The 12,587-nt window shown below is 70.4% G+C and carries 13 protein-coding genes; 8 read left to right on the plus strand and 5 right to left on the minus strand.

The features are described from left to right. Positions 1–118 precede the first annotated feature (118 nt). The gene (locus AB0L95_RS06165) at positions 119–796 is read left to right on the plus strand and encodes a response regulator transcription factor (RefSeq protein WP_086747411.1); all 678 of its coding nucleotides are present in this window, start codon (positions 119–121) and stop codon (positions 794–796) included. A 199-nt stretch (positions 797–995) separates the two neighbouring features. Beyond that, positions 996–2,273 carry an ATP-binding protein gene (locus tag AB0L95_RS06170; protein ID WP_365157630.1) on the plus strand — a complete coding sequence of 426 codons (1,278 nt, stop codon included), beginning with the start codon at positions 996–998 and terminating at the stop codon, positions 2,271–2,273. 63 nt (positions 2,274–2,336) lie between these two features. On the opposite strand, the gene AB0L95_RS06175 is transcribed toward AB0L95_RS06170, so the two are convergent. Continuing rightward, the gene (locus tag AB0L95_RS06175; protein WP_365157632.1) at positions 2,337–2,879 is read right to left on the minus strand and encodes a GtrA family protein; all 543 of its coding nucleotides are present in this window, start codon (positions 2,877–2,879) and stop codon (positions 2,337–2,339) included. Positions 2,880–3,131: 252 nt separating this feature from the next. On the opposite strand from AB0L95_RS06175, the gene AB0L95_RS06180 reads away from it, so the two are divergent. From AB0L95_RS06180 to AB0L95_RS06190, 3 genes are read left to right on the plus strand one after another with little or no spacing between them, the layout of a single operon-like run. Continuing rightward, complete coding sequence (locus tag AB0L95_RS06180; protein WP_365157635.1) at positions 3,132–4,271, plus strand: 5-(carboxyamino)imidazole ribonucleotide synthase; 1,140 nt, start codon at positions 3,132–3,134, stop codon at positions 4,269–4,271. Next, positions 4,268–4,798 carry a 5-(carboxyamino)imidazole ribonucleotide mutase gene (gene purE / locus AB0L95_RS06185; RefSeq protein ID WP_365157638.1) on the plus strand — a complete coding sequence of 177 codons (531 nt, stop codon included), beginning with the start codon at positions 4,268–4,270 and terminating at the stop codon, positions 4,796–4,798. The genes AB0L95_RS06180 and purE overlap by 4 nt, the downstream gene beginning before the upstream one ends. 5 nt (positions 4,799–4,803) lie before the next feature. Beyond that, positions 4,804–5,985 carry a dipeptidase gene (locus tag AB0L95_RS06190; protein WP_365157641.1) on the plus strand — a complete coding sequence of 394 codons (1,182 nt, stop codon included), beginning with the start codon at positions 4,804–4,806 and terminating at the stop codon, positions 5,983–5,985. Positions 5,986–6,028: 43 nt separating this feature from the next. On the opposite strand, the gene AB0L95_RS06195 is transcribed toward AB0L95_RS06190, so the two are convergent. Continuing rightward, positions 6,029–6,544: a CbrC family protein gene (locus AB0L95_RS06195; protein WP_365157644.1), complete on the minus strand. Its 516-nt coding sequence runs from the start codon at positions 6,542–6,544 to the stop codon at positions 6,029–6,031. 82 nt (positions 6,545–6,626) lie between these two features. Beyond that, positions 6,627–7,784 carry an acyl-CoA dehydrogenase gene (locus tag AB0L95_RS06200; RefSeq protein ID WP_365157647.1) on the minus strand — a complete coding sequence of 386 codons (1,158 nt, stop codon included), beginning with the start codon at positions 7,782–7,784 and terminating at the stop codon, positions 6,627–6,629. A gap of 175 nt (positions 7,785–7,959) precedes the next feature. On the opposite strand from AB0L95_RS06200, the gene AB0L95_RS06205 reads away from it, so the two are divergent. Then, entirely contained in the window at positions 7,960–9,303 is a 1,344-nt protein-coding gene (locus AB0L95_RS06205; protein ID WP_365157650.1) for a UDP-glucose/GDP-mannose dehydrogenase family protein, read from the plus strand. Between the two features lie 136 nt (positions 9,304–9,439). Here the strand turns inward: AB0L95_RS06205 and AB0L95_RS06210 are convergent, their stop codons facing one another. Beyond that, a complete protein-coding gene (locus tag AB0L95_RS06210; RefSeq protein ID WP_365157653.1) occupies positions 9,440–9,940 on the minus strand; it encodes a CGNR zinc finger domain-containing protein in 501 nt (166 codons plus the stop codon). A 155-nt stretch (positions 9,941–10,095) separates the two neighbouring features. On the opposite strand from AB0L95_RS06210, the gene AB0L95_RS06215 reads away from it, so the two are divergent. Continuing rightward, on the plus strand, positions 10,096–10,455 hold the full coding sequence (locus AB0L95_RS06215; RefSeq protein ID WP_365157656.1) for a VOC family protein: 360 nt from the start codon (positions 10,096–10,098) through the stop codon (positions 10,453–10,455). Between the two features lie 88 nt (positions 10,456–10,543). Here AB0L95_RS06215 and AB0L95_RS06220 read toward each other — a convergent pair whose 3' ends face one another. Continuing rightward, positions 10,544–11,815, minus strand: a complete 1,272-nt coding sequence (locus AB0L95_RS06220; RefSeq protein ID WP_365157659.1) for an LCP family protein — start codon at positions 11,813–11,815, stop codon at positions 10,544–10,546. Between the two features lie 120 nt (positions 11,816–11,935). Here AB0L95_RS06220 and AB0L95_RS06225 point away from each other — a divergent pair, with 120 nt between their 5' ends. Continuing rightward, the gene (locus AB0L95_RS06225; protein WP_365157662.1) at positions 11,936–12,508 is read left to right on the plus strand and encodes an acyl-CoA thioesterase; all 573 of its coding nucleotides are present in this window, start codon (positions 11,936–11,938) and stop codon (positions 12,506–12,508) included. Positions 12,509–12,587: the final 79 nt, after the last annotated feature.

A 12,587-nucleotide genomic window follows, 5' to 3' on the forward strand; every position in this document is an offset into this window, starting at 1 on the left:
GCTCCGTGACGGAGGAGGGGGCCGCCGGATGATGGCAGCCGAAGGTAAGAACGGCCGTGCGCCGGTCTCACCCGCGATCACACCTTTGCTCAGGTCGTGGGCGGACTACCATCACCCCATGACCCGTGTACTGCTCGCCGAGGACGACGCGTCCATCTCGGAGCCGCTGGCCCGTGCCCTCCGTCGGGAGGGATACGAGGTCGAAGTGCGCGAGGACGGACCCACCGCGCTCGACGCCGGAATGCAGGGCGGCGTCGACCTGGTCGTGCTGGACCTCGGGCTGCCCGGTATGGACGGCCTGGAGGTGGCCCGCCGGCTGCGTGCGGAGGGCCACACCGTTCCCATCCTCATCCTGACCGCACGGGCCGACGAGGTGGACACCGTCGTCGGTCTCGACGCGGGCGCCGACGACTATGTCACCAAGCCCTTCCGGCTCGCCGAACTGCTGGCTCGCGTACGGGCCCTGCTGCGGCGCGGCGCCACCGAGCCCGCGCAGCCGCCCGCCACGCACGGGGTGCGCATCGACGTCGAGTCCCACCGCGCGTGGATGGGCGACGAGGAGCTGCAGCTCACGGCGAAGGAGTTCGACCTGCTGCGGGTCCTGGTCCGGGACGCGGGCCGGGTCGTCACACGCGACCAGCTGATGCGGGAGGTCTGGGACACGACGTGGTGGTCGTCCACCAAGACCCTCGACATGCACATCTCCTGGCTGCGCAAGAAGCTGGGCGACGACGCGGCCAACCCGCGGTACATCGCCACGGTGCGGGGAGTGGGCTTCCGCTTCGAGAAGAACTAGAAGGGTGTCCGACTCGGGGCACGGCCGGACGGACGGGACGCGGCGCGTGTGGCTACGCGCGTCACCCCGCCACGGCCGCACCCACGACGGCCTGGCCGTACGACGGCACGGCTCGGCCGTCGAAGGCCGCCGCCCCTGGCCGGGCGCGGGCGTACCCGGGGCACACTGGTCGTCGTAAAGCCATCGCCCGGAGGGCCCCGTGCGTCGTCGTCTCATCCAGTCCACCCTCGCCGTCGTCCTCGTCGTGATCGCCGTCTTCGGTGTCTCCCTCGTGATCGTCGAGACCCGGACGATCAGCAACAGCGCTCAGGAACGCGTCGACTCCGAGGCACTGCGGCTCGCGAGCATCGTGGACAGCCGGCTCCTCGGCAACGAGAAGGTCAACCGCGAGGTCTTCAAGGCCCAGGTCACCGGGGACCGATACGCGCTCATCGACATCCCCGGCCAGGCCCCCATCCAGGTCGGCGCCAAACCGGCCGGCGACGTCATCCACTCCACGGCCAAGGGCGAGCAGGGCGAGAGCGTACGGGTCGAGGAGCCCCGCTCCGCCGTCACCCGTGAGGTCGGCCGTACGCTGCTGATCATCGCGCTGGTGGCGCTGCTCGCGATCATCGCCGCGGTCCTCCTCGCCGTGCGCCAGGCCAACCGCCTGGCCTCCCCGCTCACCGACCTCGCGGAGACCGCGGAGCGCCTCGGCTCCGGCGATCCGCGCCCGCGCCACAAGCGGTACAGCGTCCCCGAGCTGGACCGGGTCGCCGATGTCCTGGACGCCTCCGCCGAGCGGATCGGGCGCATGCTGACGGCCGAGCGACGGCTCGCCGCCGACGCCTCCCACCAGCTGCGCACGCCGCTCACCGCCCTGTCGATGCGTCTGGAGGAGATCACCCTCACGGATGACCCCGACACCGTGAAAGAGGAGGCGACCATCGCGCTGACGCAGGTGGAGCGGCTCACGGACGTGGTGGAACGGCTGCTCACGAACGCCCGCGACCCGCGTACCGGCTCCGCCGTCTCCTTCGACCTCGACGAGGTCATCCAGCAGCAGCTCGCCGAGTGGCGCCCCGCCTACCGCAGCGCGGGACGGGCGATCGTCAGCTCGGGCAAGCGTCATCTGCGGGCCGTGGGCACACCGGGCGCGGTCGCTCAGGTGCTGGCCGCCCTGATCGAGAACTCGCTCATGCACGGCGGTGGCACGGTGGCGCTGCGCACCCGCGTCACCGGCAACCAGGCAGTCGTGGAGGTCACCGACGAGGGGCCGGGCGTCCCGCCGGAGCTGGGCTCCCGCATCTTCGAGCGCACGATCAGCGGCCGCAACTCCACGGGCATCGGCCTCGCGGTCGCCCGGGACCTCGCGGAGGCCGACGGCGGCCGCCTGGAGATGCTCCAGGCCAAGCCCCCGGTCTTCGGCCTGTTCCTGTCCCGCACCCCGCTCAGGCTGCCCCCGCCGGACGACGAACCGGAGCCGATGGTCAGGTGAGCCGGGAGGCCCGAGGGAACGCAGCGCCCGTAGAAGCGCCGCGGGGGGAGAGCGGACCCGGGGTCAGCGGTTGATGCGCTGGTCCTGGTGCCGGCCCTGTTCCGCCTGCTCGAGTATCGACTCCGCGCCCGCCACGGCCTCCCCGGCCGGCATCGTCCGGAAGACCCACGAGCGGTACGACCAGAAGCGGAAGAGGGTGCCGAGGCCGATGCCGAGGAACTTGAAGATGTTGCTCTGCAGCGGGCTGTCCCAGCCGAACCCGTACGTCGCCGCGTACAGCACGCCGTTCTCGATCAGCAGGCCCGCGGCGCTGAACAGCAGGAAGAGCCCCACCTCGCGAGTGCGGCCGTTCTTGTCCCGGTCCCGGTAGGTGAAGTAGCGGAACCCGATGTAGTTGAAGACGATCGCGACGACCGTGGCGATGACACTCGCCCGGACCACCTGCAGACCGGTGACGTTGCGCACCAGGTTGAAGACCAGCAGGTTGACCAGCAGTCCTGCCCCGCCGACCGCCCCGAACTTGGCGATCTCGCGCATCAGCTGCTCGACCTGCCGGCGCACCGCGCCTCGGGGTTTGTCCTGCAGGCCCGTGGAACCACTGCCCATGGTGTTGCCAGCCCCCGTCGGGTCGGTCGAATCGGTCGTTGACAGCGGCCGGACGCATCGATCGGATGCGCCGATCGGATGCATCGGTCCGTCGCATCGGCCGGTCGGCACGGCGCGGCGAGCCGTACTGTCAACCCCGCCATGCTAACCAGCGGCCGTCGACGACGCCCGTGGACGAGTACATGAGGACGGAAAGAAAGCCCGGCGAGGGACGGAATCCGGCCTCGGTGGCGCGGCCGATACCCTAGGGGCGTGACGTTCCCGGTAGTCGGCATGGTCGGCGGGGGCCAGCTCGCTCGTATGACACACGAGGCAGGCATCCCGCTCGGCATCAGGTTCAAGCTCCTCAGTGACACCCCCCAGGACTCCGCGGCACAAGTCGTCCATGACGTGGTCATCGGCGACTACCGCGACCTGGACACGCTGCGTGCCTTCGCGCGGGGCTGCGACGTGATCACGTTCGATCACGAGCATGTGCCCACCGAGCATCTGCGGGCCCTGGAGGCGGACGGCATCCCCGTGCGCCCCGGCCCGGACGCGCTCGTGCACGCGCAGGACAAGGGCGTGATGCGGGCGAAGCTCGACGCGATCGGGGTGCCGTGCCCCCGGCACCGGATCGTGAGCGACCCGGCGGACGTGGCGGCGTTCGCCGCGGAGGGCGACGGTTTCCCGGTCGTCCTGAAGACCGTCCGCGGCGGCTACGACGGCAAGGGCGTGTGGGTCGTACGGTCGGCCGAGGAGGCCGCCGATCCGTTCCGCGCCGGTGTGCCCGTCCTCGCCGAGGAGAAGGTCGACTTCGTCCGGGAGCTGGCCGCCAACGTCGTACGCTCGCCGCACGGCCAGGCCGTGGCCTACCCGGTCGTGGAGTCGCAGCAGGTCAACGGGGTCTGTGACACCGTGATCGCCCCCGCTCCCGGCCTCGACGAGGAACTGGCGCTCAAGGCCGAGGAACTGGCCCTGAGGATCGCCAAGGAACTCGGTGTCGTCGGGCACCTCGCCGTCGAGCTGTTCCAGACCCGCGACGGCCGCATCCTCGTCAACGAGCTGGCGATGCGCCCGCACAACTCCGGCCACTGGAGCCAGGACGGCGCGATCACCTCGCAGTTCGCCAACCATGTACGGGCGGTCCTCGACCTCCCGCTCGGCGACCCCCGCCCGCGCGCCAGGTGGACCGTCATGGTCAACGTGCTCGGCGGCGACTACCCCGACATGTACTCCGCCTACCTGCACTGCATGGCCCGCGACCCTCAGCTGAAGATCCACATGTACGGCAAGGACGTGAAGCCGGGTCGTAAGGTGGGCCATGTCAACACCTACGGCGACGACCTCGACGACGTGCTGGAGCGCGCCCGTCACGCTGCCGGCTATCTGAGAGGGACGATCACAGAATGAGCCCGGTCGTAGGCATTGTCATGGGGTCGGACTCCGACTGGCCCGTCATGGAGGCCGCCGCCAAGGCCCTAGACGAGTTCGAGATCGGCTACGAGGTCGACGTCGTCTCAGCGCACCGCATGCCGCGCGAGATGATCGCCTATGGCGAGCACGCCGCGGACCGCGGTCTGAAGGTGATCATCGCCGGCGCCGGCGGTGCCGCCCACCTGCCGGGCATGCTGGCCTCCGTCACCCCGCTGCCGGTCATCGGTGTCCCCGTCCCGCTGAAGTACCTCGACGGCATGGACTCGCTGCTGTCGATCGTGCAGATGCCGGCCGGCGTGCCCGTCGCCACGGTCTCGGTGGGCGGCGCCCGCAACGCCGGTTTGCTCGCGGCCCGTATCCTCGCCGCGCACGACGAGGAACTCCTCGGCAAGGTACGGGACTTCCAGCACGACCTGAACGACCAGGCCACCGAGAAGGGCAAGCGGCTGCGCGCCAAGGTCGACGGCGCGGCCGCCGGGTTCGGCTTCGGCTCGGGGAAGTGACCTCGGTGAGCAGCTCTCTCGATGCGGCGCGGGAACTCCTGCGCGCGTTCCCGGTCGTCGACGGACACAACGACCTGCCCTGGGCCCTGCGCGAACAGGTTCGCTACGACCTCGACGCCCGTGACATCGCCACGCACCAGAACGCCCATCTGCACACCGACATCCCGCGGCTGCGCGAGGGCGGCGTCGGTGCGCAGTACTGGTCGGTGTACGTCCGCGCCGATCTGCCCGACGCGGTCCCGGCGACCCTCGAACAGATCGACTGCGTACGTCAGTTGATAGCCCGTCATCCGGCGGACCTGCGTGCGGCGCTGACGGCCGCCGACATGGAGGCGGCGCGTGCGGAGGGCCGTATCGCCTCCCTGATGGGCGCGGAGGGCGGCCACTCCATCGCCAACTCCCTCGGCACCCTGCGCGGGCTGTACGAGCTGGGCGTGCGCTATATGACGCTCACCCACAACGACAACGTGGCATGGGCGGACTCGGCGACCGACGCGCCGGTGGCCGGCGGTCTCACCCGGTTCGGCCGCGAGGTCGTCCGCGAGATGAACCGCCTCGGCATGCTCGTCGACCTCTCGCACGTCGCCGCGACGACCATGCGGGACGCGCTGGACGCGACGGACGCCCCGGTGATCTTCTCGCACTCCTCCGCCCGGGCGGTGTGCGACCACCCGCGCAACATCCCCGACGACGTCCTCGAACGCCTCCCCGCCAACGGCGGTGTGGCGATGGTGACGTTCGTGCCGAAGTTCGTCCTCCAGGCGGCCGTCGACTGGACGGCGGCGGCGGACGACAACATGCGGGCGCACGGCTTCCACCACCTCGACACCACCGCCGAGGCGATGAAGGTGCACCACGCCTTCGAGGAGCGCAACCCGCGCCCGATCGCCACGGTCGCGACGGTCGCCGACCACCTGGACCATATGCGCGAGGTGGCAGGCATCGACCATCTCGGCATCGGCGGCGACTACGACGGCACCGCGTTCACCCCCGACGGCCTGAGTGATGTCTCCGGCTACCCGAACCTGGTCGCGGAGCTGCTGGACCGCGGCTGGTCGACCTCCGACCTGGCCAAGCTGACCTGGCAGAACTCCGTACGGGTGCTGGGCGCGGCCGAGGACGTGGCCCGCGACCTGACGGGGCGCCGGGGCCCGTCGAACGCGACGCTGGAGGAACTGGACGGCTGAGGCGAGGGGCGCGCCGCGGCGGTCGGCGCCCCCTGCGTGTCCGTCAGGTGAAGTCCGCGTAGGCCAGGTGCTGCGCGCAGCTGCGGCAGCGGAACAGATACGCGGTGGGCTGGCCGTCGGCGTCCAGCGACGCGAAGAACGTCTCGCCCAGCGTCTCGCGCAGGCTCTGTGCGGCCTCCGGGTGGTTCGCCAGCTCCTTGGCGCCCGCGCGGCCCAGATACGCCGCCGCGTCCCCGCAGTGCGTCAGCCAGCGCTCCTGCTGCCAGCCGGCGAAGCCCGGCGTGCGCCGTTCCACGGTACGCACCACCGACTTCGGCGCCTCGCCCGTCACCTCCGTGAACTGCGCCCCGAACCGCTCCGCCGCGCTGCCGTCGGCGATGCACCAGGGGCACAGCTCGGCGCGGATGTCCGCCACCGCGTAGACGGGCCCCATGTACACATAGCCGCGCCGCAGCCCGCAGCACAGGCACTCCGTGTCCCCTGCGACCACCGAACCGGTGGCCAGGGGGTCCGGATGGTACGGAAAGGACGGCAGCTTCGGCATCGCCGGATCACTCATGTCCCTACCCTGCCGTACGAGGAAAAGGGGCACCCCGCAGGGTGCCCCGGAACCCCCGCGCATTGCCGCGACGGGCCGCGCGCTACGGCAGGTTGCGCGCTATCACGATCCGCTGGACCTGGTTCGTGCCCTCATAAATCTGGGTGATCTTGGCGTCGCGCATCATGCGCTCGACCGGGTAGTCACGGGTGTAGCCGTAACCGCCGAGGAGTTGGACGGCGTCCGTGGTGACCTCCATCGCCACGTCCGAGGCGAAGCACTTGGCGGCGGCGCCCTGGAAGGTGAGGTCGCTGTCGCCCCGCTCGGACTTGGCCGCCGCCGCGTAGGTGAGCTGGCGGGCCGCCTCGATCTTCATCGCCATGTCGGCGAGCATGAACTGGACGCCCTGGAAGTCGGCGATCGGCTTGCCGAACTGCTTGCGCTCCTTGACATAGCCCTTGGCGTAGTCGAAGGCGCCCTGGGCGACACCGAGGGCCTGGGCGGCGATGGTGATGCGGGTGTGGTCGAGCGTCTTCATCGCGGTCGCGAAGCCCGTGCCCTCCTCGCCGATCATGCGGTCCGCCGGGATGCGGACGTTGTCGAAGTAGACCTCGCGGGTGGGGGAGCCCTTGATGCCGAGCTTCTTCTCCGGGGCGCCGAAGGAGACACCCTCGTCCGACTTCTCGACGACGAACGCGGAGATGCCCTTGGAGCGCTTCTCGGGGTCGGTCACCGCCATGACCGTGTAGTACTCGGAGACGCCCGCGTTGGTGATCCAGCGCTTCACGCCGTTGAGCACCCAGTGGTCGCCGTCGCGCACGGCCCGCGTCTTCATACCGGCCGCGTCGGAGCCGGCCTCCGGCTCGGACAGGCAGTACGAGAACATCGCGTCGCCCTTGGCCAGCGGGCCGAGGTACTTCTTCTTCAGCTCCTCGGAGCCGGAGAGGATCACGGGCAGCGAACCGAGCTTGTTCACGGCCGGGATGAGGGAGGAGGACACGCACGCGCGGGCCACCTCCTCGATCACGATGACCGTGGCGAGCGCGTCCGCGCCCGCGCCGCCGTACTCCTCGGGGACGTGCACCGCGTGCAGGTCGCCCGCGACAAGGGCGTCCAGCGCCTCCTGCGGGAAGCGGGCCTCCTCGTCCACCGCGGCGGCGTACGGCGCGATCTTCGCCTCGGCCAGCGAGCGGATGGCGTCGCGGAGCATGTCGTGCTCCTCGGACGGGCGGTACAGGTCGAAGTCAGCCGATCCGGCCAAGGTCTCTCACGCTCCAAAGAGGCTGTGCTGACGCTAATTACCGTTAAGTAACCCAAATTTTAGGGGTACGCCCGCGTGAGGGATACGTGAGCTTGGCGACAGCGGGAAACCTGCCCGCCGAGGTGCCCGGCTATGCTCAGGCACCGATTCACCGCCGCTTTTCCTGGAGCACCGCATGAGCCTGAAGATCACCGTGATCGGCACCGGCTATCTCGGCGCCACACACGCCGCGGCCATGGCCGAGCTGGGGTTCGAGGTGCTGGGTCTCGATGTCGTTCCCGAGAAGATCGAGATGCTTCAGCGGGGCGAGGTCCCCATGTACGAGCCGGGCCTGGAGGAACTGCTCCGCAAGCATGTCGCGGGCATCGAGGGTGCCACCGGGCGGTTGCGGTTCACCATGGACTGGGCCGAGGTGGCCGCGTTCGGCGACATCCACTTCATCTGTGTGAACACCCCGCAGAAGCACGGCGAGTACGCCTGCGACATGTCGTACGTCGACGCCGCGGTCGCCTCCCTCGCGCCGCATCTGACGGGCCCCGCCCTCGTCGTCGGCAAGTCCACCGTGCCGGTCGGCTCCGCGGACCGCCTGGCCGCCTGTCTCGCCGAGCACGCGCCCGCGGGCCGGGACGCCGAGCTGGCCTGGAACCCGGAGTTCCTGCGGGAGGGCTTCGCCGTCCAGGACACGCTGCACCCCGACCGGATCGTGGTCGGCGTGCGCAGCGAGCGGGCGGAGAAGCTGCTGCGCGAGGTGTACGCGACCCCGGTCACCGAGGGCACGCCCTTCGTGGTGACCGACTTCCCGACCGCGGAGCTGGTGAAGACCTCCGCGAACTCTTTCCTCGCCACCAAGATCTCCTTCATCAACGCGATGGCGGAGGTGTGCGAGGCCGCGGGCGGCGATGTGGCCAAGCTCGCGGAGGCCATCGGGCACGACGACCGGATCGGCAAGAAGTTCCTGCGGGCCGGTATCGGCTTCGGCGGCGGCTGTCTGCCGAAGGACATCCGGGCGTTCATGGCGCGCGCGGGCGAACTGGGCGCCGACCAGGCGCTGACCTTCCTGCGCGAGATCGACTCCATCAACATGCGCCGCCGCGGCCAGATGGTCGAGATGGCGCGCGAGGCGCTGGGCGGCAGCTCCTTCCTCGGCAAGCGGGTCGCGGTGCTCGGCGCCACCTTCAAGCCCGACTCCGACGACGTCCGTGACTCGCCGGCGCTGAACGTCGCCGGGCAGATACACCTCCAGGGCGGCCAGGTCACGGTCTACGACCCCAAGGGCATGGAGAACGCCCGGCGGATCTTCCCGACGCTCGGGTACGCGGACTCCGCCCTGGCGGCGGTCCGGGGCGCCGATGTCGTGCTGCATCTGACGGAGTGGCGCGAGTTCCGCGAGTTGGATCCGGCCGAGCTGGGCGCGGTGGCGACCTCCCGGGTGATCCTCGACGGCCGTAACGCGCTCGACCCCGAGCTGTGGCGCCGCGCCGGGTGGATGTACCGCGCGATGGGCCGCCCGACCGCTTGAAGAGGGGCAGGAAGAAGCGAGAGGAAGGGTGACGCCGGTCCGGCCGAGGCTCAGTCGGCCGGACCGGCGTCCTGTGCATTCTGCACCACAGCCCGGGCGTGTGAGCGGCGAGTGCCCAACCCTGTGAACCGCGCGGCTATTTCGCCCGGTATCGCCGCATTTTCGCGCGCGCCCCGCACACCGACATCGAGCACCAGCGGCCCTTGCCGGCCGGGCTGCGGTCGTAGTACGCCCAGTGGCAGTCGGGCAGTTCACAGGCCTTGAGGCGCGGCCAGGTGCCCGCGGTGAGCGCCTCCGCGACGGCGGCCGCCACCCGGGACGGCAGATCACCCGGGTCGGCGGGGGCGAGGGACGCCGAGCCGTCCCGCTCGTCGACGGCCACCAGCAGCGGTGCCCGCGCCAGCAGCGCGCCCAGGGGCGTCACCTCGCGGTGCGGGGGATGTCCCGCGTGGGCCAGGCAGACCGCGCGCAGCGACTCCCGCAGTTCGCGTACGTCCGCCAGGTCCGCCTTCGTGACGCCGAACTCGGCGCGCCCTTCCGGTGTGTCCAGGCGGTCCTCGCCCGACTCCAGGTCCAGGGTGTTGACCAGGCCCTCCACCAGGGCGAGGCCGCCGGGAGCGGGGGCCCTGTCCGTCATCTCCGTGACCTCTGTGCCCTCATGTCCGTGACGCCACCTCTCGGTATTTCGCTTGCGACGTTACCTCCTGTCGGTCAGTATGGGGCAACCGGCACCGTTACCGGTTGACCGGCTCTACAGGTAACACTGACGATCAGGACTCCGAGGAGGAAGTCATGGCGCTCGCCAAGCTCGACGTCGTCGTGCTGGACTGCCCCGACCCGCGCGCCCTCGCCGGTTTCTACGCCGAGGTGCTGGGCGGCACGGTGGAGGACAACGGCGACTGGGTGGACCTGAAGGTGCCCGGTGGTCAGTCGCTGGCGTTCCAGGAGGCGCCCGGCCACGTCCCGCCGAAGTGGCCGTCGCCCGACGACTCGCAGCAGTTCCATCTGGACCTGGCGGTCGACGACCTGGACGCCGCGGAGCGGGGCGTGCTCGCGCTGGGCGCCCGGCCGCTGGACGCGGAGGACCGCTCGCGCACCTTCCGGGTGTACGCGGACCCCGCCGGGCACCCGTTCTGCCTCTGCGCCTGCTGACCCGCGGCACAGCGGCCGGCGGACCCGCCGGAACGCGAAGGGCCCCGCCGAACCGCTCGGCGGGGCCCTTGCGCGGTGGACGGACGGCTCAGTTGCCCGTGACCGTCACCTTCTCGTCGTTCTTCAGCTCGTCCACCAGCGTCTTGACCTTGGACTTGTCCCACAGCAGATTGCCGCCGGTGGAGCCGGAGACCGGCATGTTCATCGACGTGCCGTCGCCGCCGCTGACCCCCTTCATCGCCCAGAACATGGACCCCAGGTCCCACAGGCTCATGTCCTTGTCGACCGTCAGGGAGTCCAGGCCCGCGCTCATCGTCGGGTAGAAGGCGAAGGGGTTGAGGATCGTGGACGGGGTGGCGACCTGGTGCGCCAGCGCGGAGAGGAACTTCTGCTGGTTCTTGGTGCGCTGCAGGTCGCTGGCGGCGAAGGCGTGCCGGGTACGGACGAAGGCGAGGGCCTGTTCGCCGTTCAGCGTCTGCTTGCCCGCCTTGAAGTCGGCGCCCGAGTACTTGTCCTTGAAGCCCTTGTCGATGCTGATCTCGACACCGCCGACCGCGTCCACGATGTTCGCGAAGCCGGCGAAGCCGATCTCCACGTAGTGGTCGATGTGCAGCCCGGTGTTGTACTCGACGGTGCGGACCAGCAGTTCGGGGCCGTCCTCCGCGTAGGCCGCGTTCAGCTTCACATGGCGGCCCGTGCCCTGGTAGACCTTGCCGGACGTCGAGCCCTTGTAGGTGGGTATCTCCACATCCGAGTCACGGGGCAGCGATATCAGTGTGTCGCCGCTGTCGCCGACGTGCAGGATCATCATCGAGTCCGTCCGCTTGCCCTCGGCGGACCCGGTGTGCAGCTTCTTCTTCTCGTCGTCCGACATGCCCGCGCGGCTGTCGGAGCCGACGATCAGGTAGTTCGTGCCCTTGCCCGCGGCCGGCCGGTCGATGACCTTGGAGAGGTCGACGTCCCGGTGGAGCTTGGAGTCGGCCCAGAAGTACGTGGCCACCGACGTCACCACCAGCAAGGTGACCAGGGTGATCGCGGTCCACTTGATCCGGCGGCGCCAGTTCGGCGCCGGGCGCGCGGGCCCCGGGCCGTAGCCGCCGGGTCCCTGGGGGCCGCCGGCCGGGGTGCCGTAGACCTGGCCGGTGTTGTAGTCACTGTCGTACCCGCCGTAGCCCTGGTCGTACGTCGGCTGCTGGGGAACCCCGCCGTACGGCGGTGCGGCCTGAGGACCGCCCGCGCCACCCGGCTGGCGCCGGACCTGGCGCATCACGCGGGCGCTCTCGGGCTGCGTGCTGCCGCTGCCGCGTCCGTAGCGGTTGCCGCGGTTGTCGTCGGACCATGCCTCGGGCCAATCGTTCATGCGCCCCAGTGTGCAGGGTCCCGGTATGGGCCCGACAAGGGGCCGAGGGGAACGGGGTCAGGGCTGTTGCGAAGCTGACACAAAGTCTTCGCGGCTGTCGCCCGGCATAAGGTGGACCGCATGACAGACCTGGCCCCCGCCCCGGAATCAGAAATTCCGGGCGAAAAAGCGGGTGACATACCCGGGAAGCCCACTTCCGCGTCCCGTACCACCCTCAGCCACATCATGACCCACAACGACACCAACCTGCTGGGCACGGTGCACGGCGGCGTGATCATGAAACTCGTCGACGACGCGGCGGGCGCCGTGGCCGGCCGGCACTCCGGCGGCCCGGCCGTCACCGCCTCGATGGACGAGATGGTCTTCCTGGAGCCGGTCAGGGTCGGCGACCTGGTCCATGTGAAGGCCCAGGTCAACTGGACCGGCCGCACATCCATGGAGGTCGGGGTGCGGGTGCTGGCCGAGCGCTGGAACGAGTCCACGCCGGCCACCCACGTCGGCTCCGCGTATCTGGTCTTCGCCGGGGTCGACACCGACGGCAAGCCGCGGCCGGTGCCGCCGGTGGTCGCGGAGACGGACCGGGACCGCCGCCGCTACCAGGAGGCCCAGATCCGCCGCACCCACCGGCTCGCGCGCCGCCGCGCGATCAAGGAACTGCGGGAGCAGAGGACGGCACAGGGCTACGAGGAGTGACGGCCGGGGGCCCAGGGTGACCGCTGCGCGGTGAGGCCCCGTGACCACCGCGCCTCGGGTCCGACCGGTCCGTCCCCTA

It is taken from the genome of Streptomyces sp. NPDC052036 (assembly GCF_040680495.1).
GTDB lineage: Bacteria > Actinomycetota > Actinomycetes > Streptomycetales > Streptomycetaceae > Streptomyces.